This is a genomic window from Cupriavidus sp. 22TCCZM01-5 (assembly GCF_057798915.1).
Map to the genome: position 1 here is coordinate 365947 of NZ_JBYOJR010000001.1, position 26417 is coordinate 392363.

22 protein-coding genes and 1 tRNA gene are annotated in these 26417 nt (G+C 67.1%); 5 read left to right on the plus strand and 18 right to left on the minus strand.

The window, feature by feature from the left end; all coding sequences use genetic code 11:
• Positions 1-12 precede the first annotated feature (12 nt).
• The 11 genes from gmhB to AC3FNH_RS01895 form a co-directional block, all read right to left on the minus strand.
• Positions 13-591 (minus strand): D-glycero-beta-D-manno-heptose 1,7-bisphosphate 7-phosphatase, encoded by a 579-nt coding sequence (gene gmhB, locus AC3FNH_RS01845; RefSeq protein ID WP_276099497.1) that lies wholly within the window; start codon positions 589-591, stop codon positions 13-15.
• 25 nt (positions 592-616) lie between these two features.
• The gene (glyS, locus tag AC3FNH_RS01850; protein ID WP_488718867.1) at positions 617-2749 is read right to left on the minus strand and encodes a glycine--tRNA ligase subunit beta; all 2133 of its coding nucleotides are present in this window, start codon (positions 2747-2749) and stop codon (positions 617-619) included.
• 35 nt (positions 2750-2784) lie between these two features.
• The gene (locus AC3FNH_RS01855) at positions 2785-3417 is read right to left on the minus strand and encodes a hypothetical protein (protein ID WP_488718868.1); all 633 of its coding nucleotides are present in this window, start codon (positions 3415-3417) and stop codon (positions 2785-2787) included.
• Positions 3414-4370, minus strand: a complete 957-nt coding sequence (glyQ, locus tag AC3FNH_RS01860; protein WP_276099500.1) for a glycine--tRNA ligase subunit alpha — start codon at positions 4368-4370, stop codon at positions 3414-3416. The genes AC3FNH_RS01855 and glyQ overlap by 4 nt, the downstream gene beginning before the upstream one ends.
• 584 nt (positions 4371-4954) lie before the next feature.
• Positions 4955-6529 (minus strand): apolipoprotein N-acyltransferase, encoded by a 1575-nt coding sequence (gene lnt / locus AC3FNH_RS01865; RefSeq protein ID WP_488718869.1) that lies wholly within the window; start codon positions 6527-6529, stop codon positions 4955-4957.
• Positions 6526-7407, minus strand: a complete 882-nt coding sequence (locus tag AC3FNH_RS01870) for a CorC family transporter (protein WP_488718870.1) — start codon at positions 7405-7407, stop codon at positions 6526-6528. Before AC3FNH_RS01870 ends, lnt begins: the two co-directional genes overlap by 4 nt.
• Before the next feature lie 129 nt (positions 7408-7536).
• The gene (gene ybeY / locus AC3FNH_RS01875) at positions 7537-8298 is read right to left on the minus strand and encodes an rRNA maturation RNase YbeY (protein WP_276099503.1); all 762 of its coding nucleotides are present in this window, start codon (positions 8296-8298) and stop codon (positions 7537-7539) included.
• A complete protein-coding gene (locus AC3FNH_RS01880) occupies positions 8299-9297 on the minus strand; it encodes a PhoH family protein (RefSeq protein ID WP_276099504.1) in 999 nt (332 codons plus the stop codon).
• 23 nt (positions 9298-9320) lie between these two features.
• The gene (gene miaB / locus AC3FNH_RS01885; protein ID WP_276099505.1) at positions 9321-10673 is read right to left on the minus strand and encodes a tRNA (N6-isopentenyl adenosine(37)-C2)-methylthiotransferase MiaB; all 1353 of its coding nucleotides are present in this window, start codon (positions 10671-10673) and stop codon (positions 9321-9323) included.
• Between the two features lie 83 nt (positions 10674-10756).
• Positions 10757-11155 carry a hypothetical protein gene (locus AC3FNH_RS01890; RefSeq protein ID WP_488718871.1) on the minus strand — a complete coding sequence of 133 codons (399 nt, stop codon included), beginning with the start codon at positions 11153-11155 and terminating at the stop codon, positions 10757-10759.
• A 175-nt stretch (positions 11156-11330) separates the two neighbouring features.
• The gene (locus AC3FNH_RS01895) at positions 11331-13022 is read right to left on the minus strand and encodes a ClcB-like voltage-gated chloride channel protein (RefSeq protein ID WP_276099507.1); all 1692 of its coding nucleotides are present in this window, start codon (positions 13020-13022) and stop codon (positions 11331-11333) included.
• 285 nt (positions 13023-13307) lie between these two features.
• Here AC3FNH_RS01895 and AC3FNH_RS01900 point away from each other — a divergent pair, with 285 nt between their 5' ends.
• Positions 13308-14813 carry a DEAD/DEAH box helicase gene (locus AC3FNH_RS01900; RefSeq protein WP_276099508.1) on the plus strand — a complete coding sequence of 502 codons (1506 nt, stop codon included), beginning with the start codon at positions 13308-13310 and terminating at the stop codon, positions 14811-14813.
• Between the two features lie 20 nt (positions 14814-14833).
• On the plus strand, positions 14834-15877 hold the full coding sequence (locus tag AC3FNH_RS01905) for a serine/threonine protein kinase (RefSeq protein ID WP_488718872.1): 1044 nt from the start codon (positions 14834-14836) through the stop codon (positions 15875-15877).
• 44 nt (positions 15878-15921) lie between these two features.
• Here the strand turns inward: AC3FNH_RS01905 and AC3FNH_RS01910 are convergent, their stop codons facing one another.
• A complete protein-coding gene (locus AC3FNH_RS01910) occupies positions 15922-16359 on the minus strand; it encodes a universal stress protein (protein WP_276099510.1) in 438 nt (145 codons plus the stop codon).
• A gap of 366 nt (positions 16360-16725) precedes the next feature.
• Here AC3FNH_RS01910 and AC3FNH_RS01915 point away from each other — a divergent pair, with 366 nt between their 5' ends.
• Complete coding sequence (locus AC3FNH_RS01915) at positions 16726-17793, plus strand: CaiB/BaiF CoA transferase family protein (protein WP_488718873.1); 1068 nt, start codon at positions 16726-16728, stop codon at positions 17791-17793.
• A gap of 154 nt (positions 17794-17947) precedes the next feature.
• A complete protein-coding gene (locus AC3FNH_RS01920) occupies positions 17948-18586 on the plus strand; it encodes a response regulator transcription factor (protein ID WP_276099512.1) in 639 nt (212 codons plus the stop codon).
• Between the two features lie 63 nt (positions 18587-18649).
• Here AC3FNH_RS01920 and AC3FNH_RS01925 read toward each other — a convergent pair whose 3' ends face one another.
• The 6 genes from AC3FNH_RS01925 to AC3FNH_RS01950 form a co-directional block, all read right to left on the minus strand.
• The gene (locus AC3FNH_RS01925; RefSeq protein WP_488718874.1) at positions 18650-19855 is read right to left on the minus strand and encodes a porin; all 1206 of its coding nucleotides are present in this window, start codon (positions 19853-19855) and stop codon (positions 18650-18652) included.
• 357 nt (positions 19856-20212) lie between these two features.
• Positions 20213-20289 (minus strand) — tRNA-Met (locus tag AC3FNH_RS01930).
• A gap of 153 nt (positions 20290-20442) precedes the next feature.
• On the minus strand, positions 20443-22143 hold the full coding sequence (locus AC3FNH_RS01935; RefSeq protein WP_276099514.1) for an MFS transporter: 1701 nt from the start codon (positions 22141-22143) through the stop codon (positions 20443-20445).
• 240 nt (positions 22144-22383) lie between these two features.
• A complete protein-coding gene (locus AC3FNH_RS01940; protein WP_488718875.1) occupies positions 22384-22728 on the minus strand; it encodes a DUF4212 domain-containing protein in 345 nt (114 codons plus the stop codon).
• Entirely contained in the window at positions 22725-24287 is a 1563-nt protein-coding gene (locus AC3FNH_RS01945; RefSeq protein ID WP_488718876.1) for a sensor histidine kinase, read from the minus strand. The genes AC3FNH_RS01940 and AC3FNH_RS01945 overlap by 4 nt, the downstream gene beginning before the upstream one ends.
• Positions 24288-24357: 70 nt before the next feature.
• Positions 24358-25047 (minus strand): response regulator, encoded by a 690-nt coding sequence (locus AC3FNH_RS01950; protein WP_488718877.1) that lies wholly within the window; start codon positions 25045-25047, stop codon positions 24358-24360.
• A gap of 275 nt (positions 25048-25322) precedes the next feature.
• Here AC3FNH_RS01950 and recA point away from each other — a divergent pair, with 275 nt between their 5' ends.
• Positions 25323-26381, plus strand: a complete 1059-nt coding sequence (recA, locus tag AC3FNH_RS01955) for a recombinase RecA (RefSeq protein ID WP_488718878.1) — start codon at positions 25323-25325, stop codon at positions 26379-26381.
• Positions 26382-26417: the final 36 nt, after the last annotated feature.

A 26417-nucleotide genomic window follows, 5' to 3' on the forward strand; every position in this document is an offset into this window, starting at 1 on the left:
GTCAGCTGAGGGTCAGGAAGCAGTCGTGCGCGGCGCGCCGTCGCCGTCGGCCAGCCAGCGCGCGAATGCGCGCAGGTCGTCGTGAACGCGCGTGCCCGGAGGCAGGCCGCCCTTGTCCAGGGTCTTCCGGCCCTTTCCGGTCAGGACCAGGTGCGGCGTGCAGCCGACTGCCACGCCGGCCTCGAGGTCGCGCAGCGAGTCGCCGACAATGGGCACGCCCTTGAGTTCGATACCGAAGCGTTCGCCGATCTGGTCGAGCAGTCCGGGCTTGGGCTTGCGGCAGTCGCAGGCGTCGGCCGCGGTATGCGGGCAGAAGAACACGGCGTCGACGCGCCCGCCGAGATTGGCCAGTGCCTTGTACATCTTCTCGTGCATGGCATTGAGCGCGCTCATCTCGAACAAGCCGCGGCCGATGCCGGACTGGTTGCTGGCGACCACCACGCGGTAGCCCGCCTGGTTCATCGCGGCGATGGCTTCGAGGCTGCCCTCGATCGGCACCCATTCGTCGGCCGATTTCACGAACTGGTCGCTGTCGAGGTTGATCACCCCGTCACGATCGAGGATGACGAACTTGGGCGGCATCTGCGGCATATCTGGTTCCCGGTGTGGCTGTCGGTCACGCCGCCAGCTTGGAGATATCGGCCACGCGGTTGGCCAGCGCGTGCAGCGAGGCCAGCAGCGCCAGGCGATTGGCGCGCAGCTGTGCATCCTCGGCCATCACCATCACGTTGTCGAAGAAGCCGTCCACGGCCTCGCGCAGCTGGGCCAGGTCGCGCAGCGCGCTGGTGAAGTCGCCGCACGCGAAGGCGGCTTCCACGGCCGGGCGCACGCGCTCGATGGCGCCATGCAGCGCGCGTTCGGCATCTTCCTGGAACAGGGCCGGGTTGACCGCGGCAATGTCCTGGGCGGCTTCGGCGTTCTTCTTCAGGATGTTGGTGATGCGCTTGTTGGCGGCGGCCAGTGCCTCGGCCTCGGGCAGCGCGGCGAAGGTGCGCACGGCTTCCATGCGGCCGATCACGTCGTGCAGCTGCTGCGGACGCAGGCTGACCACGGCTTCGACTTCGTTCGTGGTGTAGCCCTTGTCCTTCAGGTAGCCGCGCACACGGTCATAGAGGAAGTCGGCGATGGCCTCGGGGGCCGGCTTGACGGCGGGTACGCCGGCAAAGGCCTGCTGGGTCAGCGCGAGCAGCGCGTCGACTGACAGGGCCAGCGGCTTCTCGATCAGCATGCGCAGGATGCCCAGCGCGTGGCGGCGCAGTGCGAACGGGTCCTTTTCGCCGGTCGGCTGCAGGCCAATGCCCCAGATGCCGACCAGCGTTTCCAGCTTGTCGGCCAGCGCCACGGCGGTGCTGACGGCGCCTTCGGGCAGCGCATCGCCGGCAAAGCGCGGACGGTAGTGTTCGGAGCAGGCCAGCGCGACGTCCTCGGCCTCGTCGTCGTGGCGGGCGTAGTACGTGCCCATGGTGCCCTGCAGCTCGGGGAACTCGCCGACCATGTCGGTCAGCAGGTCGGCCTTGGCCAGTTCGGCGCCGCGCATGGCGGCGGCCTTGTCGACCGCGACGCCGGCGGCATTCAGCGCGTCGGCGATATGCCCGGCGATCTGCTGCAGGCGCTGCACGCGGTCAAGCTGGGTGCCGATCTTGTTGTGGTAGACCACGCTCGCGAGCTGCGGCACGCGCGAGGCCAGTGTCTTCTTGCGGTCCTGGTCGAAGAAGAACTTGGCGTCGGCCAGGCGCGGGCGCACGACGCGCTCGTTGCCCGTGATGATCGACTGCGGCGTGTCGGTGGCGAGGTTGGAAACGATCAGGAAGCGGTTGCGCAGGTGGCCTTCGGCGTCGGTCAGCGCGAAGTACTTCTGGTTGGTCTGCATCGTCAGGATCAGGCATTCCTGCGGCACGGCCAGGAAGGCTTCCTCGAAATGGCAGGCGTAGACCACCGGCCATTCCACCAGCGAAGTCACTTCGTCCAGCAGCGCGTCCGGCATCACGACCTGGTCGGCGCCGGCGGCCTTGAGCAACTGCTCGCGGATCGACTCGCGGCGCTGCGCATAGTTGGCGATCACCTTGCCCTGCTGCAGGAGCGCGTCCGCATACTGCGTCGCGTGCGGGACCTCGATCACGCCCTGAGACAGGAAGCGATGGCCTTGCGTCAGGTTGCTGGCCTGCAGGCCCAGCAAGGAGACCGGCACGATTTCGCTGCCGAACAGCGCCACCAGGCGGTGCGCGGGGCGCACGAAATGCACCGTGTTGCCGTCCGGGCGCTGATAGCTCATCACCTTCGGGATCGGCAGCTTGCCGATGGTGTCGTCCAGCGCGGCCTGCAGGCCGCCGGCCAGCTCCGCGCCCTTGGCGGTGTAGCGATAGAAGAAGGCCTCGGCCTTGCCGTCGGAGGCGCGCTCCAGCGTCTGCCAGTCGATCTCGGGCACGCCGACGGACTTGGCCAGCGCGGCGAGCTTCTTGGCCAGCGGCGCGGTGGGTTCGCCATTGGCGCCCAGCGCCACGGACAGCGGCAGGACCTTCTCGCGCTGCTCGCGGTCCGGTGCGCTGCGGCGCACGCCGGAAACCAGCGCGGCCAGGCGGCGCGGCGAAGCGTAGGGCGTGACGGCGGCATCGGCTTCAAGCAGATCGCGCTCGCGCAGGCCGGCGAACAGGCCCTGCGCGAAGGCGTCGCCCAGGCGCGACAAGGCCTTGGGTGGCAGCTCTTCGGTGAACAGTTCGATCAGCAGCGAGTCGGTCATGGGTTGCGACATGAATCGTTTCCAACAGGTTGTGGCACGCCCTGCAATCAGCAGCGCGGCGCAAGATTAGGTTCTACACCGGAGAGCAGCCAGAGGCCGTTCTGTTGCCGGAATTGCAGCGTGGTGGACGCGCATTGCGCCACGGCGACGGCACTCGCCGCACCGTTGCCGGCAGGGCGGCTGCCCGCGGCCGGAAAGCGTGCTTCGATACGGCGCAGGCGCTTGTCGTAGCGGATCTCGTCGATGTTCCCGCCCACCCAGAAATCGATCTTCGACGGCAACTGTGCGGCCGAATAGTAGGTACGCACGACGCGGCGCGCCTTGCCGTTGCGGGTTTCCGTCTCGACCCAGGTCAGCGGGTAGCGGATCGCGCTTTCGTAGGCCCGCAGCGGCACGCGGTGCCAGCCGAGATCGCGCGAGCCGGACAGGTCGCACGCAAACGACCGCACCAGCTGCGTCCACTGGTCGAGCGCATTCAGCGACGGGCGCCAGTGACGCGCCATGGCCAGCTGCAGCCCCAGCGGATCGCCTTCGCACACATTGGACAGCTCGGCAGGCAGCAGCAGCGCCTGCGGGCCCGGCGCAGGCTGGGCCGTGGCGCGCGCGGCGGCGGCGCCCGTCGCTGCCAGCACGGCCATTGCCAGGGCGCAGCACAGCGCGCTGCGCGCGAGCATCGTCATGCCTTGGCCCCGCCGCACATCGGGAAGCCCAGTGCTTCGCGCGAATCGTAGTAGGCCTGTGCCACCTGGCGCGAGAGGTTGCGGATGCGGCCGATATACGCGGCACGCTCGGTCACGGAAATCGCGCCGCGTGCGTCCAGCAGGTTGAACGTGTGGGCGGCCTTGAGCACCTGTTCATAGGCGGGCAGGGCCAGGCGCGGGCCGGTTCCGGCTTGCGCTGCGGCGCCGCTGTCGTCCGGCTTGCCCGTATCGCCCATCAGGCGCTTCGCTTCGCCTTCATGCTCGGCGAAATGGCGGAACAGGATTTCGGTGTTGCTGTGCTCAAAGTTGTACGTGGACTGCTCGACCTCGTTCTGGTGGTAGACATCGCCATAGGTCAGGCGGCGCATTTCGCCGTTCTCTTCCCACTCGGTCCACACCAGGTCGTAGACGTTCTCGACCTTCTGCAGGTACATGGCCAGGCGTTCGATGCCATAGGTGATTTCGCCCGTGATGGGCTTGCAGTCGATGCCGCCGACTTGCTGGAAGTAGGTGAACTGCGTCACCTCCATGCCGTTGAGCCAGACTTCCCAGCCCAGGCCCCATGCGCCCAGGGTGGGGTTCTCCCAGTCGTCTTCGACGAAGCGGATGTCGTTCTGCTTCAGGTCCAGGCCCAGCGCTTCGAGCGAGCCGAGGTACAGCTCGAGGATGTTTTCCGGCGCGGGCTTGAGCACCACCTGGTACTGGTAGTAGTGCTGCAGGCGGTTCGGGTTCTCGCCGTAGCGGCCGTCCTTGGGCCGGCGCGACGGCTGTACGTAGGCCGCGCGCCAGGGCTCCGGTCCGATCGCGCGCAGGAAGGTGTGCACGTGCGAAGTCCCCGCGCCGACCTCCAGATCGATGGGTTGCAGGAGTGCGCAGCCCTGCCGGTCCCAGTAGGCCTGCAGGGTCAGAATCATTTGTTGGAAGGTCAGCATAGGGAGACTAGATCGGGAGTCCCGCCGCGATGCCGCGCCATCTCTGGCGCGGGCTGCAGGCAAAGTGCAGCGGGCGACGCATACGGTTGGTGCCAAACCCTGAATTCTATCGGTTTTTTGAACGCCGGCCTGCGTTTGCGGGCTGCGGCGGCATGTCGGTCTTTCGCAACGCATGGGGAAAACACCGACGGGGGTTTCAGGCAGCCTTGCCCTTGCCGATAACGTTTTTGTATACAGTATGAGTAAGCAACCGGCAGTCAGAGTCAGAGTTGCGAAGGACACCGGACACCGATGCCCGCCAGCGCGTGTGATGTGCCGGATGGGAGTTCCGCTCCCTGCTACCAAATGGGGACATGGGTCATGACACTACTTTCTCGCAAACCTTATCTGCTCGCCATCGCGGTCATGATCGCCGCGGCAGCCCTTTCGGCTGTGACGAGCCTGCTCGGCTGATTCACCAGGCAGCGGCAAGACGAAACGGCATTGCCAGGCAACACCGCGACAATGCCGGGGCCCGACGCGCACCGCACTACCCGTGACGGACGCGCCGCGGCAGACCTGCAGCCTGTGATCTGACTGGCGCTTCAGCGTGCGCGCCGCGCGCGCCGGGCAGCCACCGCCAGCACGGCTGCAATCCACGCCAGCACCGGCACATTTCCCCAGCGAATATAGGGCGTCAGGCCCTCCATGCCTTGCACCGAGGCCGTCAGTGCATCGACGGTGAAGGTCGGCAAGCGCGCCTGCACCTTGCCGTCCGGCGTCACCACGGCCGTCATGCCGGTATTGGTCGCGCGCAGCATCGGGCGGCGCATTTCCAGCGCGCGCATGCGTGAGATCTGCAGATGCTGGTCCAGCGCGATCGTGTCGCCGAACCAGGCCAGGTTGGTCAGGTTCACCATCATGTTCGCGGGCGCGGACTGGTGTCGCAGCGACTGGGCGATTTCCTCGCCGAACAGATCCTCGTAGCAGATATTGGGCGCCACGTGCACGCCGCGCACGGGCATCGGCGGCTGGTCCAGCCCGCCGCGGCGGAAGTCGCCGAGCGGCATCTTCATCATGTCGACGAACCAGTGGAATCCAAGCGGAATGAATTCGCCGAACGGCACCAGATGGTGCTTGTTGTAGCGGTAGAGCCCGCGTGACTGCGGGCCAATGCCGAACACGCTGTTGGTGAAGTCGACCGGCGAATCGGCGCCGGCGGCGCCGAACAGCACGGTGGTGCCGGACTTCTCCATGAAGTCGCGCATGGCCATGGCGACCTCGACCGGCAAGTCCTGCAGGATGACCGGAAACGCGGTTTCCGGCGTCACGATCAGGTCGGCTGGCGTGGCTGTGATCATGTCCCGATAGAGTTCGATCGAGCGCTGCACGCCGGCCTGCTCGAACTTGATGTCCTGCGGCACGTTGCCTTGCAGCAGCCTGACCGTGATCGGGCTGCCTGCCGGGGTGGTCCATGCCAGCGGCGCCAGGGCCGCGCCCGCGACCGGCAGGGCCGCGCCGAGCACGGTGGCAGCCAGTCCGCGGCTGGCGGCGCGCTGCGCGGATGCGCGCACGGCCAGCACCAGCAGTGCGGCCACGGTGGCCGCCAGCGCGCCAATGCCGTACACGCCGAGCAACGGCGCAAAGCCGGCCAGCGGGCCATCGGTATGCGCATAGCCGCCCGACAGCCAAGGGAATCCGGTAAAGACCACGCCGCGCAGCCACTCCGACAGTCCCCACGCCGCGCCGAAGGCCAGCGGACTCCAGATCGACAGCCGCGGCAGGCGCGTGGCCAGGCGGTGCCATGCCGCGGCGGCCAGCGCCGGATAGAGCGACAGGAAGGCGCTGAACAGCACCACGGCCAGCGCGGCCATCCAGGCCGGCATCTCGCCGTAGACATGCATGCTGATGTAGAGCCACCAGATGCCGGACAGGAACCAGCCCAGGCCGAAGGCATAGCCGGTAGCGGCTGCCACGCGAGCGCGCGGCGCATCGGCGATCATCGCGGCCAGGCCGGCCAGCGACAGGATCTGCAGCCACCACCAGTCATGCGGGGCGAAGGCCTGGGTGTGGGCGATGCCGAGCATGCCCGCCAATAGCAGGCGCGCAAGGATTGCCGTGGAGACGCGCTCGCGCGCCGTGCCGGGCGTGCCGGCCAGCACAGGGGCCTGGCGCTTCATGCGTCGGCCAGGTGGTTCGCGGGCGACTCGCGGTGCACGAGCAGCAGGTGGACCTGGCGCGCGTCGGCGCGCAGCACTTCGAAGCGGATCGGCGGCAGTGTGATGATCTCGCCGCGGTGCGGCACATGGCCGAGATGGTTCGACAGCAGCCCGCCCACGGTATCGACGTCATGGTCGGAGAATGCCGTGCCGAATACCTCGTTGAACTGCGAGATCTCGGTCAGGCCATGCACGCGCCAGCCACCGTCGGGCAGCGGCAGGATGTTGTCCTGGTCTTCGTCGAGATCGAACTCGTCCTCGATATCGCCGACGATCTGTTCCAGCACGTCCTCGATCGTGACCAGGCCCGCCACGCCGCCGTATTCATCGACGACGATGGCAATGTGGTTGCGGTTGTTGCGGAACTCGCGCAGCAGGATGTTCAGGCGCTTGGATTCCGGAATGAACACCGCCGGGCGCAGCGTTTCGCGCAGGTCGAACTGCTCGTCGGTGTAGTAGCGCAGCAGATCCTTGGCCAGCAGGATGCCGATGATGTTGTCGCGGCTGCCTTCGTACACCGGAAAGCGCGAGTGCGCCGTATGCTGCATGAAGGGGATGAAGGTCTGCGGCACGTCCGCGATATTGACCATATCCATCTGCGAACGCTGCACCATGATGTCGCGCGCGGTCAGCTCGGAGACCTGGAACACGCCCTCGATCATGGAGAGCGAATCGGCGTCGATCAGGTTGCGCTCGTGCGCATCCTGGAGCACGGCAAGCAACTCCGCGCGGGATTCGGGCTCAGGGGAAATCAGGTCTGTCAGGCGTTCGAGAAGCGATCGGGGACGATCGGACTGCTTGAATTGGGCAGGCTTCGAACTGGGATAGGGGTCGTTCATTTCGCGGCAAGCGCGTGGTGGAGATCGTCTGAAGGATACACTAAAAGCCCGGCAACTCTCGTGACACAGCCAGCCAATGCGGCTGGCTGTGTGCGGGTAGGCTCACTTCAGGGGCGAAGCGGCCGGCTTTCAGTGCGCGACCGGCTTGCGGTCGTTGCGGTAAGGATCGTCATAGCCCAGGGCCTGGAGCGTTTCGGTCTCGATCGCTTCCATTTCCTCGGCTTCGGCATCGTCATCGTGCTCGTAGCCTTGCGCGTGCAGTACGCCATGCACGATCAGGTGCGCGTAGTGCGCTTCGAGCGGCTTGCGCTGCTCGCGCGCTTCGGCTTCCACCACGGGGCAGCACAGCACGATGTCGCCGGTCACCGGGTCGTCCTCATTCTCGGCGTACGCAAAGGTCAGCACATTGGTGGCGTAGTCCTTGCCGCGGTAGGTGCGGTTGAGCGTGCGGCCCTCGTCTTCGCCGACGAAGCGAACGGTGAGCGCGGCGTCGGCGTACAGCGCCGATGTCACCCAGGTCTCGATCTGCCTGCGTGCAGGCAGGCCGGCGCGCTTGCCGACGCCGTCGCCTTGCTGCACCTCCAGGTCCAGCGCGGGCGGCGTGGCGGGCGTGCCCGTCGTGGTGACGACCGGCGTGGCGGTCACGGCGACCGACAGCGCATCGCTATTGTCCGGGCGTACCAGCAGGCCGGCCTGCTGGCGGGTGTCGGTATGCTCGGCCAGCAGGGCCACCACGCCGTCGGCGGCCTGCGACAGGTCGAGGGTCAGGCTGCGGCCGTCGGGCAGTTGCACGCGCACGGCATGGGCTGCGCTCTTGCGCGCACGGCCCTCGTCATCGAACAGGGTCAGGCTGACGCCGGAAGAATTGGCATTGGCTTTCTTGGATTTCACTTACGCGTCCTTGTGCTGGGCGTGATATTCGTCATAGGCGTCGACGATGCGGGCCACCAGCGGGTGGCGCACGACGTCGATGCTGGAAAAGCGCGTGAACGCAACGCCGCGCACCTCGCGCAGCACGTGCTGGGCCTCGACCAGGCCGCTCTTCTGCCCGCGCGGCAGGTCGATCTGCGTGGTGTCGCCGGTGATCACCGCCTTGGAACCGAAGCCGATGCGCGTGAGGAACATCTTCATCTGCTCGGGCGTGGTGTTCTGCGCCTCGTCCAGGATGATGAAGGCATGGTTGAGCGTGCGTCCGCGCATGTAAGCGAGCGGCGCGATCTCGATCATCTGGCGCTCGAACATCTTCTGCGTGCGGTCGAAGCCGAGCAGGTCGTACAGCGCGTCATACAGCGGACGCAGGTACGGGTCGACCTTCTGCGCGAGGTCGCCGGGCAGGAAGCCCAGGCGCTCGCCGGCTTCCACGGCCGGACGCGTCAGCACGATGCGCTTGACCGTGTCGCGCTCGAGCGCATCGACCGCGCACGCCACCGCGAGATAGGTCTTGCCCGTGCCCGCCGGGCCCACGCCCAGGGTCAGGTCGTGCGACAGGATGTGGCGCAGGTACTCGCGCTGCGTGACGGTACGGCCCTGCAGGCCCGGGCGCCGCGTGTGCAGCACCGGGGAATCGTCCTCGAACCCGGGGGGAGCATTCTCGTCGTCGGCTTGCGGCAGGTAGCCGCCGTGCGCGGAGATCTGGCGCGTTTCCACCAGGCCGAGCTGCACGTCGTCGATCGACAGCGCGGTGCGCGCCTCGTTGTAGAAGCGCTCCAGCGCGGCTGCGGCATCCTGCGCGTTGGTCCCGCGCACCGTCATGCGGTGGCCGCGGCGCTGGATGTTCACATCGAGTGCCTGTTCGATCTGGCGCAGGTTCTCGTCGAGCGGGCCGCACAGGTTCTGCAGCCGGGTGTTGTCGTCGCGCGGGGCGACGAATTCTGCGGTAGGAATCTTCATTCTGGCGCGAGAGGTGCCTTCGCTCATTGCCGCACCACGATCTCACCGCGCAGCGAGTGCGGGAACGCCTGCGTGATCGACACCTCGACCATCTGGCCGATCATGCGGTCGCGCTGCGCCTGGGGCACGCCCGGCAGCGCGAAGTTGACTACGCGGTTGTTCTCGGTGCGGCCGTGCAGTTCGGTCGGGTCCTTGCGTGCCGGGCCTTCGACCAGGATGCGCTGCACCGTGCCGACCATGTTGCGGCTGATGCGCTGCACGTTCTCCTCGATCGTGGCCTGCAGGTGTTGCAGGCGGCGCAGCTTCACCTCATGCGGCGTGTCGTCATGCAAATTGGCCGCGGGCGTGCCGGGGCGCGGGCTGAAGATGAACGAGAACGAGGTGTCGTAGCCGATCTCTTCGATCATGGCCATCAGCTTGTCGAAGTCGGCGTCGGTTTCGCCGGGGAAGCCGACGATGAAGTCCGACGACATCGACATGTCGGGGCGTAGCGCGCGCAGCCGGCGCACGATGCTCTTGTACTCGAGCACGCTGTAGCCGCGCTTCATCGCCATCAGCACGCGGTCGGACGCATGCTGCACCGGCAGGTGCAGGTGGTTGACGAGCTTGTCGCAGCGGCCGTACAGATCGACCAGGCGGCTCGTGAATTCCTTCGGGTGGCTGGTGGTGTAGCGGATGCGCTCGATGCCGGGGATCTCGGCCACGTACTCGATCAGCAGCGCGAAGTCGGCGATCTCGCTGGTGCCGCCCATGGCGCCGCGATAGGCGTTGACGTTCTGGCCCAGCAGCGTGACTTCGCGCACGCCCTGTTCGGCCAGCCCGGCCACTTCGGCCAGCACGTCCTCGAACGGGCGCGAGACTTCCTCGCCGCGCGTGTAGGGGACCACGCAGTAGCTGCAGTACTTCGAGCAGCCTTCCATGATCGAGACGAAGGCGCTCGGGCCTTCGACGCGGGCCGGCGGCAGGTGGTCGAACTTCTCGATCTCGGGGAACGAGATATCGACCTGCGACTGGCCGGTGCGCTGGCGGCGCGCGATCAGGTCGGGCAGGCGGTGCAGCGTCTGCGGGCCGAATACCACGTCGACATACGGTGCGCGCGAGACGATGCTGGCGCCCTCCTGGCTGGCCACGCAGCCGCCGACGCCGATCACGAGGTCGGGCTTCACGGCCTTGAGCGCCTTCATGCGGCCCAGCTCGGAGAACACCTTCTCCTGCGCCTTTTCGCGCACCGAGCAGGTATTGAACAGGATCACGTCGGCGTCTTCGACGTTGTCGGTGGGTTCCAGCCCCTGGCTGGCGTTCAGGACGTCGACCATCTTGTCCGAGTCATACTCGTTCATCTGACAGCCGTACGTTTTCACAAATACTTTCTTCATGGTGCCGGTCTCAGTGGTTCACCTGGGGGCATCAGGGTGTTGCAACGACACGGGACGCGCGTGCGCCGCCGTACTTCGATGGGTCAGGATTCTTTTGCCTTCAGTTCCTTCAGTTCCTTCTGTTCCTGTTCGCTCAGTACCCAGGCGGTCAGGAGCTGGCCGTACAGGTCCAGCTGGTAGCGCACCGGCAGCTTCTGGCCGGCGATGGCAGTCAGGTTCTGCAACTGGTTGTCGGTGCCGAAGACGCGCAGGCCCGGCGCCACGCCGATGGTCTTGCCATCGAGCGTGACCGTCTGCGGCGCGCCGGCGGACGGCGCGGCGATAACCAGCCTTGCCTGCGGCGCATCGACCGGGATCACGCGGATCGGCTGCGCCATGGCGCCGGCGGCGCCGAGCCACAGCGCCGTGCCGAGCGACAGGGCCAGCAGCGGCTTGAGGAAACGCGATGAAGCACTCGGACGCGGGGAACGGCCAGCGGGCATATGGGCTCCGGAAGCGGTGCAGCTTAGGTTGAATGGGGAACTGGAAGGTAACCTGTTATTTTACGGTTCTTCGGAGGATTGCGGGGAATGGGTGGTGGTGGGGTTGTCGTGCTTGGCCTGCCAAGCACAACAAACCCTAACCTCTCCCCCATTCCCACGCAACGCGCGCGCTCGCCTAAAACAGGCAGGATGCCTCCTGCAGCACACGCTGCTTGGACACCGTCCCCATCAGCTCCCGGCTGCCGGCATCGCGCACCAGCGGAATCCGGTTGATGCCATGGGCCGCAAAGACCTCCAGCGCGTCGCGCAGCCGCGATTCCGGCGTCAGCGCGGGGAAATCGCGCTCGGCCAGCGCCAGCACGCCGGTAGTGGAACCTTCGCGCTGCGCGCGCTGCAGCGCATGGATTGACAGGGCGCCCAGTAGCCGACCATCGGCCCCGACCAGGTACAGGTAGCGCGTGCCGGTCTCGGCAAACTTGTCGGCCGCGGCGGCAAGCGAGACATCGGGCGCCAGCGTGGTATCAGTCGGATCGCACAGCCCGGCCAGCGTCATGGCGCGCGCGTGCTCTGCCGCGGCCGAGGCCTGCGCGCGCTCGGCAATCACGCTGTAGAGCGACAGCGTCTGGCAGCGCGACGCCGTGTAGTACGCGGCCACGGCGCCGATCATCGAGGGCAGCAGCAGTGCCGGCGCCAGCGTCATCTCGAACACCATCAGCACCGACATCAGCGGCGCCTGGCTGGTCGCCGCGAGAAAGGCGCTCATGCCGACCAGGGGCAGCACCGGCGATGCCGGCGCGCCGGGCATCACGGCCTGCATCGCCAGCGCCAGCAGCTGCCCCAGCGCGGCGCCGACGAACAGCGACGGCGTGAACACGCCGCCGACAGCGCCGGAGCCCATGCTGATGACCGTGGCCGCCAGCTTGGCCAGCAGCACCAGCCCGACCGAGACCGTCAGCGGCTGCTCCTGCAGGATGGTCTGGATGGTGGAGTAGCCATTGCCAACCACTTCCGGGACGCCCATGGCCAGCACGCCGACGAGCGCGCCGCCCAGGGCCAGCCGCGCTACCGGCCCGCCGGGCACGTGCGCGAAGCGCCCGCGCGCCTTGCTTGCGGCGCGCAGGAACAGCGCGCCGACGACACCGGCCGCCACGCCCAGTCCAGCTGCAGCCACGATCAGTTGCGGGCGCAGGTCGGGCGCAATGTGCAGGCCGGGATACAGCGGCTGCAGGCCACTATGCCACTGGCTGACCATCGCGCCGGCCACGGAAGCCAGGAACAGCGGCATCAGCCGTTGCACCGCCAGTGCGCCGAACACCACTTCGGCCACGAACACGGCCGCCGAGAGCGGCGTGTGGTAGACCGTGGCCAGGCCGGCGGCGGCACCGCAGGCCGTCAACATGCGGCCCATGTTCGAGGCGCCATCGGGCCGGCCGATGCGCGTCGACGGAAACAGCGAGCCGCACAGGGCGGCGAGCTGGATCATGGCGCCTTCCTTGCCGACCGAGCTGCCGCTGACGATCGAGCAGAACGACGACAGCGAGCGCAGCAGCGTGACGCGCACGGGCAGGCGGCCGCTGCCGTTGGCCACGGCTTCCATGTAGTCGGTCGCGCCGCCACTGCCGGCGAACCGGTTGGCGGCCGCGAGCAGCAGGCCGGCGAGCGCCCCGCCTGCCGCCGGCACGACGATGCGCCACGCCAGCGCCAGTCCGGCAAATACCGCGACGATATCGGCATTGCTCGAGAAGAGCACGACACCGGCCCGTTCCAGCGCTTCCTTGAACAGGGTCGTCGCAATGGCTGCAAGTATGCCGACCGGGATCGCCGCGAACAGCGTGACTTCCTGGTCTTCGAGGAAACGGAACCGCATGGGTGCTTGCGTCGGTGGCGCCGTGGCGCGGCCTTCCGGAACAGATGGTGGCCGCATGATAGCGCAGCGCCACTCGCACAGCGCCACCAAGCATGTGCCCCAGCCGGCACCGCATATCCATGTGCTCAATAGGTTCGTCCTTGGCTGTTACACTACCGACCTTTGTTTCGTCAGCGGTCGCTTCGCCCCGCTTTGCCGGTCCCCCGACCGGTCCTGTTTCAGATCACCCAGGTCGCCTGTTGGCTGGCGCGCCTCGCGCGCAACGGACGGCCGAAGCATCCATTCATGTCTTTCTCCGAACTCGGCTTGTCCGACAAGCTTGTGCGGGCCGTGGCCGAACAGGGCTACAACACCCCGACTCCCATCCAGGCCCAGGCAATCCCCGCCATCCTCAAGGGCGGCGACCTGCTTGCCGGGGCCCAGACCGGTACCGGCAAGACCGCCGGCTTCACGCTGCCGATGCTGCAGCTGCTCTCCGACTCGGGCACGCAGCGCCAGGGCCGGCCGGCGGTGCGCGCGCTGGTGCTGACCCCGACGCGGGAACTTGCCGCGCAGGTCGAGGAAAGCGTGCGCAACTACGGCAAGTACCTGAGGCTGCGCTCCATGGTCATGTTCGGCGGGGTTGGCATCAACCCGCAGATCGAGCAGTTGCGCCGTGGCGTGGACATCGTCGTGGCAACGCCGGGCCGCCTGCTGGACCACGTGGCCCAGCGCACGATCGACCTCGCGAGCGTAGAGCTGCTGGTGCTCGACGAAGCCGACCGCATGCTCGACATGGGCTTCATCCATGACATCCGCAAGATCCTCAACGTGCTGCCGCCGAAGCGCCAGAACCTGCTGTTCTCGGCGACGTTCTCGGACGAGATCCGCGCGCTGGCGGACCGTCTGCTGAACAACCCGGCTTCGATCGAGGTCGCGCGCCGCAACACCACGGCCGAGACCGTGGCCCAGCGTGTGTATCCGGTGGACCGCGAGCGCAAGCGCGAACTGCTGGCGCACCTGGTGCGTCAGAACGACTGGCACCAGGTGCTGGTATTCACGCGAACCAAGCACGGCGCCAACCGGCTCGCCGAGCAGCTGACCAAGGATGGCCTGTCGGCACTGGCGATCCACGGCAACAAGAGCCAGTCGGCACGCACGCGCGCGCTGTCCGAGTTCAAGGCCGGCACGCTGCGCCTGCTGGTCGCGACCGATATCGCCGCGCGCGGCATCGACATCGACCAGCTGCCGCACGTGGTCAACTTCGACCTGCCCAACGTGCCCGAAGACTATGTGCACCGCATCGGCCGCACCGGCCGCGCCGGTGCCGAGGGCGAGGCGATCTCGCTGGTCTGCGTGGACGAGCACGGCCTGCTGCGCGATATCGAACGCCTGATCAAGCGCAAGCTCGAGCAGACGGTGCTGACCGGGTTCGAGGTGGACCCCAGCATTGCGGCGGAGCCGATCCAGAAGGGCCGCCAGCAGCGTGGCGCCCAGGGCGGCGGCGGACAAGGCGGTGGACGTGGCCGTGCCCAGCCAAAGCCGGCGGCGGCCAAGCCGGCGCAGGGCCAGTCGCGTCCGCGTCCGGCCCAGAACGCGCCGCGTGGCGGCGCCAGCCAGGCCGGCGGCGAATCCGGCCGCGGGCAGGGCGGCGCAGGCCGCAATGCCGGGCAGGCCCAGCCGCGCAACCCGCAACGCAGCGGCGGCCAGCCGCGGCCGGCGCAGGAAGCAGCCGGCGCCCCGGCGCGCAACCGCCGTCCGGCGCCACAGGCCGCACTGCTTGGCGGCACCCCGGCCAAGCCCGCACGCTGAGCCCTCCCAGCCCCGCAGCCATGAGCGCCCCGCACGCATCCGGCGACAACGGCATCCCGTTCGCGGGGCTGACGCCCGAACTGATCCTCGATGCGATCGAGTCGGCGGGCATGCGCCCCGATGGCCGGCTGCTGGCGCTCAACAGCTACGAGAACCGGGTCTGGCAGGTCGGCATCGAGGATGCCGCGCCCGTGGTGGCCAAGTTCTACCGGCCTGGCCGCTGGACCGACGCCGCCATCCTCGAGGAGCACGCCTTCGTGCAGCAGCTTGCCGACGCCGAGATCCCTGCGGTGCCGGCACTGGCCGGGCCTGGCGGCAGCACGCTGCAATACCACGCGGACTTCCGCTTCGCCGTGTTCGCCCGTTGCGGCGGGCGCGAACCGGCGCTTGACCGCGCCGACACGCTGACCTGGCTCGGCCGCTTCATCGGCCGCATCCACGCCATGGGCGCGACGAACGCCTACCAGGCGCGCCCGGTGCTGAACGCGCAGACGTTCGGCGTGGCCCCGCGCGACTGGCTGCTCGCGCACGACTGCATTCCCGCCGATCTGCGCGAACCCTGGCGGGCGATCGTGGACCTGGCGCTGGACGGCGTGCGCCGCTGCTATGACCGCGCCGGCGATGTGCGCCTGCTGCGCGTGCATGGCGACTGCCATCGCGGCAACGTGCTGTGGATCGACGGCGACGGCGGCGCCCGGGCCACGGGCCTGGCCGCCGCGGGTCCGCATTTCGTGGATTTCGACGACAGCCGCATGGCCCCGGCCGTGCAGGACCTGTGGATGCTGCTTGAAGGCGACCGTGCCGCCATGCAGGACCAGCTCGCCGATATCGTCGCGGGCTACGAAGATTTTGCCGAGTTCGCGCCGCGCGAACTCTGGCTCGTGGAAGCGCTGCGCACGCTGCGGCTGCTCCACTACAGCGCCTGGCTGGCCAGCCGCTGGCAAGATCCCGCTTTTCCGGCCGCGTTCCCGTGGTTCGGCACGGGGCGCTACTGGCAGGACCGCATCCTGGAATTGCGCGAGCAGGTCGCGCTGATGGAAGAAGCGCCCCTGTGGGGCGCCTGAGGAACTGACCGTAACGGTGGGCGGGGCGTTCAGCCCGCGCCCGCTCAGGCCTTTTCGGGTGCCTTGACCAGCAGGACCGGGCACGGCGCCTGCGCCAGCACGCGGCCCGCCACGGAGCCGATCACCGCATCAAAGAACGAGCCGCGGCCATGCGTGCCCATGACGATGGCCTGCGCATCGGCCGAGCGCGCGTAGGCGACGATGCGCTCCGGCGCAAAGCCGTGCAGCGCATGGCGCTCGAACGGAATGCCGGCGGCGGTCAGGATCTCGCACACGCCGGCCATGGCCTTGTCGCTCGCGTCCTGGTGCCAGGCATCGATGGTTTCCTTGCTGACAAAGGCGCGGACCTGTCCGCTGACTTCGGGCGCGACGTGCACCACATGCACGGTGAAGCCGCTTTGCAGCAGCTTGCCGTCGGCGATAAAGCGGGCGGCAGCGTCGCTGAAGGCCGAACCGTCGGTCGCGAGCACGATATTGGTCATGGCGGGAATCTCCTGGATGGGGGCGCTGTACGGATACGCCAGGTTATAGGATAGGCACAATCGGCGCCGCCAGGCGGGTGCGCGGCGAGCCGTCCGTCACCATCTTCGCAGCAAGTCCTTCGTCACAATCAGATATAGATCAAGTGACTCGGAAATTTCCTCTGCCCGGGGCCGTCGCGGTGAGACTGGCGGATATGTCAAGGCGACTGACACATTTGGCCATTGCCGCCCGCGGGCAGGCCCGCTTAGCATGTGCCCAGCCCGGATGGCGTCGCCGCGACTAGGCGCCCGGCCTTTCCATCCCCAAGAACATCAGGCGATCCTGCCCGGCGCGGCCGGCAGGGCGCTTCGACGGAGACAGCAAACATGAGCGAAAGCGGCAACCTCCTGCCCCTGCGTGGCGTCAAGATAGTGGAATTCGAAGGTATCGGCCCGGGGCCGCTGTGCGGCGCCATGCTCGCCGGCCTGGGTGCGGAAGTCACGCTGGTGACCCGTCCGGTCGCTCCGGATGCGCGGCGGATCCTGCGCGGCCAGGAGGTGCCGGCCGAGATGGAACTCGAGCACGGCAAGACCGTGGTGCAGCTCAACCTGAAGTCTGCCGAGGGCGTGGCCGCCGCGCTGGAGCTGGTGGCTGGTGCCGACGCGCTGATCGAGGGCTTGCGCCCCGGTGCCATGGAGCGCCTGGGCCTGGGCCCGGCGCAGTGCCATGCGCGCAACCCGCGCCTGGTCTACGGCCGCATGACTGGCTGGGGCCAGACCGGCCCGCTTGCGCAGAGCGCCGGACATGACCTGAACTACATCGCGCTGACCGGACTGTTGTCGATGGCCGCGCGCGACGGTGCACTGCCGATGGTGCCTCCCACCGTGGTTGGCGATGCCACCGGCGCGCTCGGCCTGGCATTCGGCATTACCAGCGCCATCCTGCACGCGCGTGCGAGCGGGCAGGGCTGCGTGGTCGATGCCGCGATCACCGATATCGTTGCCATGCTCGGCTCGCTGGTGCAGGTGTCGCGCGCGGCCGGCACGCTGGGCGGGCCGCAGCCCAGCGCCTTCCATGACTCCCCGTTCTACGACGTCTACGCGTGTGCCGATGGCCGCGCCATCACGCTCGGCGCGCTCGAGCCGCAGTTCTACCGCGAGCTGCTCGAGCGGCTCGAACTCACGGACATCGATCCGGCCGCGCAGTACGACCGTGCCCAGTGGCCGGCGGTGAAGGCGCGCATTGCGGCGCTGATCGCTTCGCGGCCCAGCACGCACTGGGAATCGCTGCTCGGCGGTACCGACGTCTGCTTTGCCCGCGTGCTGACGCTGGACGAGGCGGCGCGCCACCCGCACAACCAGGCACGCGGCACGTACCGCCTGTACCGCCAGGGCGATCGCGAAGTCGCCCGCTCCGCACCGGCGCCGCGCTTTTCGCCTGCAAAGCCGGCCTGAGGCCCGGCCGGACGGGCGCATCGCCCACCGCCGGGGCGAGCAAATTCTGCGGCCCCGTTTCGACAACTACGCACGCGGTTGCAGCCGATTCGTCGATCCGGCGTGGGGCTCACGACCTAACCTTCGCGGTATCCCTTGAGCAAGGAGCCGCGAGTTGGATTTCACCCCGTTCGATGAAGCTCTGGTCGTCGATGCACGGCCGGCACCGCCCCGCGAGGCGTCGTGGCAGATCCCCCATGCGCTTGGCGCGCGCCGAACGCTGCTGGCCGACAACGTGCGGCTGGCCCGGCAGATGGTGCGGGAGCGCCAGCCGGAACTGGTGGTGATCGAGCTGGACACGCTTGGCTCGGCGGGCATCACGCTGATCAGGCGGCTGGCCGCCGGCCATCCGGCAGTGCGGCTGCTGGTGATCTCCGACAGCGATGCGACGATGGCGCCGGTGCAGGCGTTGCGTGCGGGCGCCCACGGCTTCGTGCCCCGGCAGCGGAGCCTGGCGGAAATGGTCCACGCGGCGCGCGGCGTGATGTCGGGCTACCTGGTCTTTCCTACGCAGACGATGGAAGCCGCACGCCAGCTGCGCCTGCCATCGGCCGGCCGGCTTGCGCGGCTGACGGCGCGCGAGCTCACAGTGCTCCAGTACCTCGCGCGCGGACTTTCCAACAAGACGATCGCCGCGCGGCTGCTCATCAGCAGCAAGACCGTGAGCACCCACAAAACCAACATCATGTGCAAGCTCAACGTGGATTCCGTGGTGGAGATGGTGGACTATGCGCGACGGCATCGTTTGCTGTGACGGCGAAAGTCCTGCCTGGGCCACGAATCCGCCGATCGGCCAAGGGATCCGTGGCCGATCGGCTCAGAAGGTGTGGCGAACCCCCATCGCAACGCCGGTCATGCTTTTCTGGCCGGGAACCTGGTTGTAGGTGTAGAGGAATCCCGTGAAGGGACCATCGAAGCTCAGGCTCCCGTTGCGCGCGTAGCCCACGCTGGCATACACGTCCGTGCGTTTGCTCAGGTTGTAGTCGACCATGAGGCTGTACTGCTGCGGATTGGCTGGATTGGTTCCGGGCGATGCCGAACCCGTTGCCGCGAAGGGGCGGCCCTCCCGGATATCCGCATAGTAGTAGCCGGCAAAGATCCCGAGCGCCGCCGTCGCCTGATAGGCGACCCCCGCATACCAGAGGTTGTCTCGCTGCAGGCTGGCCCCGTTGGCGAAGTCGGACTTGCGCCAGCGATAGCCTCCGAAGACCTTCACGGGCCCCTTGGCATAGCTGACTGCGGCGGCCACCTTGCGCTCCATCCCAGTACGTCCCGGTGCGTCGGGCGTGGGGCTCGGATTGGGGGCGGTCGGATTCCAGTGGTCATAGGCCACCATGGCGCCGAAGCCGGCACGTTCCCAGGACAGCGCGGCACCATAGGCGGTGTTGTACTTGGCGTGACCGGGCGCTTCACCGGCGCCGCCGTTGTAAAGCGGAATGGACCCGACCACTTGCACGGGGGTCCCGGTCCCGAATGAATAGTGCGCAACGGCCTGCACCGGGCCAAATGTCCCCGTGTACTTCAGCATATTGTTTTCGCGGTAGTTGATGCCCAGGGCCCAGAGGCCGGGCTCGAAGGCCGGTGCCAGCCGCAGCGGCATGAAGTTCGGCAGGGCGTCGGACAAGCTCGTGGTCTGGCGGCCGAACGTGACCTGTCCGAGCTGGCTGTTGGAAAGGCCAACCATCGCGATCTGGTTGAAGGGGTTGCTCGAGGAGATCGCGAACTTGCCGGTGGCGCTCTCGAATGCGCTCTGAAGAACGAAGATGGCCTTGCTGCCGCCGCCAAGATCTTCGCTGCCGCGAATGCCCCATCGCGATGCCGAGAGGCCGCCGTCGGGCGTGAGGCCGATCCGGCTTCCGCTGGGCTCGCCCACCGCGCCTGTCGGTCCGAGCGTGCCGACCTTGCTCACATACTGGATCCCGGCATCGATGGTGCCGTAAAGCGTCAGGCTGCTTTGGGCGTGGACGCCTGCCGCGCACGCGCTCAGCGCAGCCAGTGCCGTACATTTGATTCTGGTTTTCATTGCTCCACCACGTCTTTGTCGTCCGAGTGGGGGCGGCTTGCCTCGATGTTGTCCCGCACCGTTCCGGGAGGACGGGCGAGTGGACCCGCCTCTGTGCCACGACTTCACCATCGCGACCGGGTTCAGTCACTTGCCCTTCTTGCGCTGGAGCAAGGTTGGTGTATGGGATTGGACTGGAGTGAACGACGTTTGCGACACCGCAATCTCTCGGCGCAAGCGGTGTGCCCGTGTCTCGGTGCACGGGCGTTGTTCACGTGATTGTTGTGCCGGCGGCCCGCCAGGCCTGATGAGGGTTCGCTTCGCGGAACCCGGAAAAGACAAAGGGGGTCAGCTTGCGCTGACCCCCTTTGGGAATGATGGTGGCGAATCAGGGACTCGAACCCCGGACCTGCGGATTATGATTCCGTCGCTCTAACCGACTGAGCTAATTCGCCAACAGAGACCGCTATTCTACCGAGATTTTTGAGGCTGTCAACACCTTTTCGGGAATCGCGGGTGAGAGACCCGGAAACGAAAACCGGCAGGCCTTGCGGCCTGCCGGCTGGAGCGACCGATTACCGGATCGGTCTTGCCTGAAACTGCCTGGCTCAGTCGTTCGCGTAGATGTCCACGTCCTTGGTTTCGCGCACGAACAGGGCGCCGATCACGAAAGTGACCGCGGCGATGATGATCGGATACCAGAGGCCGTAGTAGATGTTGCCGTTCTGGGCCACGAGCGCGAACGAGATCGTGGGCAGCAGGCCACCAAACCAGCCGTTGCCGATGTGGTAGGGCAGCGACATCGAGGTGTAGCGGATGCGCGTCGGGAACAGTTCCACCAGCATGGCTGCGATCGGACCATAGACCATGGTCACGTAGATGACCAGGATGGTCAGCAGGACCAGCACCATGACGGTATTCATCTGCGCCGGGTCGGCCTTGGTGGGATATCCGGCGGCAGTCATGGAGTCGCTCACTTCCTTCTTGAATGCAGCGATCTGCTTCTTGCTGGCATCGTCGAAGCTGTGGCCGGCGGGAACCAGCTTGGCATCGAAGGCGGCAATTTCCTTGTCACCGATCTTCACCGAGGCGGTGGTGCCTGCCGGGGCATTGACAACCTCATAGCTCGCGCTGGATTGGGCCAGCGTACGCTTGACGATGTCGCAGGAGCTGCGGAAGTCGATCTCGCGCGCGATCGGGCTGCCTTGGAACGAGCACTGCTTCGGATCGGCGGTCACGACGATCTGGGCGGAATGCTGGGCACGCTCGAGCGCCGGATTGGCATAGTGGGTGATGCCCTTGAAGATCGGGAAGTAGGTGAACACCGCCAGCGCGCAGCCGGCCATGATGATCCACTTGCGGCCGATCTTGTCGGACAGCGAGCCGAAGAAGATGAAGAACGGCGTGCCGAGCACCAGCGCGCCGGCGATCAGCAGGTTGGCCGTGGTGGCGTCGACCTTGACCACCTGGGTCAGGAAGAACAGCGAGTAGAACTGGCCGGTGTACCACACCACAGCCTGGCCGGCGGTCAGGCCCAACAGCGCCAGGATCACGATCTTCAGGTTGCGCCACTGGGCGAAGGATTCGGTCAGCGGTGCCTTGGAGGTCTTGCCCTCGGCCTTCATGCGCTGGAACGCCGGCGATTCGCTCATCGACAGCCGGATGTAGACCGACATGGCCAGCAGCAGGATCGACACCAGGAACGGGATGCGCCAGCCCCAGGTATCAAAGTTCGCGCCGGTCAGGTTGCGGCACAGCAGGATCACGATCAGCGACAGGAACAGGCCCAGCGTCGCCGTGGTCTGGATCCACGACGTATAGGCGCCGCGCTTGCCGTGCGGCGCGTGCTCGGCCACATAGGTGGCGGCACCACCGTACTCGCCGCCGAGCGCCAGGCCCTGCAGCATGCGCAGCGCGATCAGGATCACCGGGGCGGCCCAGCCGATGGTGGCATAGCCGGGCAGCAGGCCGACGATGAAGGTCGACAGGCCCATGATCAGGATCGTGATCAGGAAGGTGTACTTGCGGCCGATCATGTCGCCCAGGCGGCCGAATACCAGTGCGCCGAACGGCCGCACGATGAAGCCGGCGGCGAAAGCAAGCAGGGCGAAGATGAAGGCCGAGGTCGGGTCGAGGCCGGCGAAGAACTGCTTGGCGATGATGGCCGCGAGCGAGCCATACAGGTAAAAGTCATACCACTCGAACACCGTGCCGAGCGAAGAAGCCAGGATTACCTTCCTCTCCTCGGTGGTCATCGGTGCATGCTGTGCGCTGCCTCCAGGCATCGCTACGTTCTGCGGGTTTGCCATGTTGTCTCCCTCCGTCTGAAATCGATCACCGGCGAGGCCGCGGACGCACCGCAAGACATGGCGCGCTGCGGAGCCATAGGCACCGGAGCTGCAAGGATTTTGGGAGGCGAAACTTACTGAGTTCTGACAGATTTCCGCCGTTTGGCGCGCAAAACGTCGGGGTATACGCTAGCCTGCGCCGGGCATGATCCGGCACTTTTGTTGCTGCATTGCGAGGGGGGATGTGCGGCAAACGCCGTGCTATGGCGCTATACCGGTTTGGTGCGGCGCGGCATTCTTGCCGTGATCGGGTGGCATGCCCTGCGCAGGTGGGGGGACGTCAATGGCGGCCTCGTCAGCTTCGTCATCGGCCCGGTTCATGCGCCAGGCATAGAGCGCGGTCATCAGGACGTAGATCACCAGCGCGCCCTGGGCGCCCATCCAGAAGGAAAACGGCCAGCCAAAGAAGTCAAAGCGCAGATCGCGCGCGAACCAGCTCACAACGAAGGTGACGACGAACCAGACTGCGAGCAGCGCGCCGATCCAGCGCAGGTTGCGCCGCCAGGCACGCTTGATTGCCGGATCGGCAGGCGGATGCGCGCTCATGCCGCCAGCTCCGGTGCGGGACGCCGCAGCGTGATGCGGAATCGTGCGCCGGCCAGGCGGGGCTCCTGCTGGTAGACATGGTCGTCGATCCGGACTTCGCCGCCATGCTGCTGCACGATCTCGCGCACAATGGCCAGGCCCAGGCCGCTGCCTTCGGTGTTGGTGCCCAGCACGCGATAGAAGCGCTCCATCACGCGTTCGCGGTCCGCCGGCGCAATGCCGGGCCCGGTGTCTTCCACGTCGAGATACGCGAACGGCTCGAAGGCATCGGCGCTGACGCGCACGGTGGCATGCCCGCCGGGCGGCGTGTAGCGGATGGCGTTGTCGATCAGGTTATTGAGCATTTCCGTGAGCATCAGGCGGTTGCCCTGGACCATCACCGGATGGTCGTCGGCATCGAGCCCCAGGTCGATTTGCCGGGCCCAGGCGCGCGGCAGCCAGTCCTTCACCACCTCGCGCGCGAGCGCGGCCAGGTCCAGCGCGGCCATGCTGCCGGCACCGGCCAGGTTTTCCATGCGCGCGAGCGACAGCAACTGCGTGACCAGGTGCGCCGTGCGCTCGGAACTGCCCGCGATCTGCGCCAGCGACCGGCGCAGCTCCTCCGGCGACTGTTCGCGCTGCGCCAGTTCGGCCTGCATGCGCAGCCCGGCCAGCGGCGTCTTCATCTGGTGCGCGGCATCGGCGATAAATCGCTTCTGCGTCTGCACCGACTGGTCCAGCCGCGCCAGCAGTTCGTTGAACGATGCGACCAGCGGCGTGATTTCCTGCGGCGCGGCGCGCTCGTCGATGGGGCTGGTATCACCGGGATTGCGTGCGCGGATGCGCTGCTGGATCGCCGTGAGCGGCGCCAGCCCGCGCGTGAGCCCGAACCACACCAGCACCACGGCCAGCGGCAGGATCACGAACTGCGGCAGGATCACGCCCTTGATGATTTCGTTGGCGAGCCGCGCGCGCTTGTCGAGGGTCTCGGCCACCTGCACCAGCACGGGCTGGGTGCCGCTGACGTTCTTGAGATCGATATAGGTATAGGCCACGCGCACGTCGTTGCCGACCACGCGGTCGTCGCGCAGCGATACCAGGCCAGGATGGCCCTGATCCTCTTCAGAGGGCAACGGCAGGTCGTGGTCGCCGGCGACATACTCGCCGCGCTTGCCGACGACCTGGTAGTAGATGTTGTCGGTCTCGTCCGCACGCAGGATCTCGCGCGCCGACAACGGCAGCTGCAGCGTGACCCGGCCGTTCACCTCCCGGACCTGCTGCGACAGCACGATCGCGCTGGCTTCGAGTGCGCGGTCGAACGGCCCGTTGGCGATCGACTTGGCCACCAGGTACGTGACGGCGATGCTCATCGGCCAGAGCAGCAGCAGCGGCGCCAGCATCCAGTCCAGGATCTCGCCGAACAGCGAGCGCGGGGCGGGCTGGGCGGTGCTCTCCTCCAGGTGGGGCAGGGCGTCGGCCAGGTCGTCCGGGTCGTCCGGGTCGTCCGGGTCGTCGGCAGCGGCGGGAGGCGTCGGATCCTTGGCGGGCGGATGCCGCCATGGCAGTCGCAGCAGGCTCATCTCGGCAAAGGGTGTGGGGCGGTTTCGGTCGAGTGATCGGCTGCGTGGGCGTGAAGGGTGCGTGCGGTTCTCAGCTATGGGCGGCCACGGCCGGCTGGAATTTCTCCAGGCAATAGCCCAGGCCGCGCACGGTGGCGATGCGGATGCCGCCGACCTCGATCTTCTTGCGCAGCCGGTGCACGTAGACCTCGATCGCATTGTTGCTGACTTCCTCGCCCCATTCGCACAGGTGGTCCACCAGTTGTTCCTTGGAGACCAGCCGCCCGCAGCGGGTCAGCAGGATTTCCAGCAGTCCGACCTCGCGCGCCGACAGGTCCAGCATCTGGTCGTTCATATAGGCGATGCGGCCGACCTGGTCGAAGGCGAGGGGGCCATGGCGCATCAGCGTGGCGCCGCCGCCGGCGCCGCGCCGCACCAGCGCGCGTACGCGGGCTTCGAGTTCGGTCAGCGCGAAGGGCTTGGCCATATAGTCGTCGGCGCCCAGGTCCAGGCCCTTGACGCGCTCGTCCACGCTGTCGGCGGCGGTCAGGATCAGCACCGGCAGCATGGCGCCGCGCGACCGCAGGCGCTTGAGCACCTCCAGCCCTGGCATGCGGGGCAGGCCCAGGTCCAGGATCAGCAGGTCGAAATTCTGGGTTGACAGCGCGGAATCGGCCTCCAGGCCATTCGCGACATGGTCGACCGCATAGCCCGAGTGACGCAGCGAGCGCGTCAGGCCGTCGGCAAGCACGTCGTCGTCTTCGGCGATCAGAATGCGCATGGTTGTCTCCACCACGGCCGGCATTGCCAGCCGCCACGCAAACGATGCGGACAGGGCTTGCCAAGCATACTGTTTTTTTATACAGTACCCGCACATTCCGCGCAGGCCGCCGCAGAAGGTGGCTGCGCAGGCAGTCGGGTGATTTTTGTTGAGGCGCGCAGATCGGGAAGCCGCAGGTCGGAAAACCGGTCGGTCAACCACCGGAAATGCCGGTGCCGCGCCACATTCGACCTCTTTATACCACCATTGACTCAACATTTGACTCAAGGACGACCATGGACGACAAGAAGGCAGGTGCCGGCCTGAGCGCCGAGAAGCAGAAGGCGCTTGCCGCCGCGCTCTCGCAGATCGAGAAGCAGTTCGGCAAGGGCTCGATCATGCGCATGGGCGATGGCGAGGTCGAGAAGGATATTCAGGTAGTGTCCACCGGATCGCTCGGCCTGGACATCGCGCTCGGCGTGGGCGGCCTGCCGCGCGGCCGCGTGGTCGAGATCTACGGTCCCGAATCTTCCGGCAAGACCACGCTCACGCTGCAGGTCGTGGCCGAGATGCAGAAGCTCGGCGGTACCTGCGCCTTTATCGATGCCGAGCACGCCCTTGACGTCAACTATGCCTCGAAGCTGGGCGTGGACGTCGGCGAGCTGCTGATCTCGCAGCCGGACACCGGCGAGCAGGCGCTTGAAATCACCGACGCGCTGGTGCGCTCGGGCTCGATCGACCTGATCGTCATCGACTCGGTGGCCGCGCTGGTGCCGAAGGCCGAAATCGAAGGCGAAATGGGCGACTCGCTGCCCGGCCTGCAGGCTCGCCTGATGAGCCAGGCGCTGCGCAAGCTGACCGGTACCATCAAGCGCACGAACTGCCTGGTGATCTTCATCAACCAGATCCGCATGAAGATCGGCGTGATGTTCGGTTCGCCGGAAACCACCACCGGTGGCAACGCGCTGAAGTTCTACGCATCTGTGCGCCTGGATATCCGCCGCATCGGCTCGATCAAGAAGGGCGACGATGTGATCGGCAACGAGACCAAGGTCAAGGTGGTCAAGAACAAGGTGTCGCCGCCGTTCCGCGAGGCCTTCTTCGACATCCTGTATGGCCAGGGCATTTCGCGCCAGGGCGAGATCATCGACCTGGGCGTGGATGCCAAGATCGTCGAGAAGTCGGGTGCGTGGTACAGCTACAACGGCGACAAGATCGGCCAGGGCAAGGACAATGCGCGCGAGTTCCTGCGCGAGAACCCGGACATCGCCCAGGAAATCGAGAACAAGGTCCGCGCCACGCTGGGCGTGGCGCCGATCAACGCCGTTCCGGCGGCGGAGGTCGTGGAAGACTGAGCGCCGGCCGGCAGGCACGCTCCCGAGGCTGGCGCA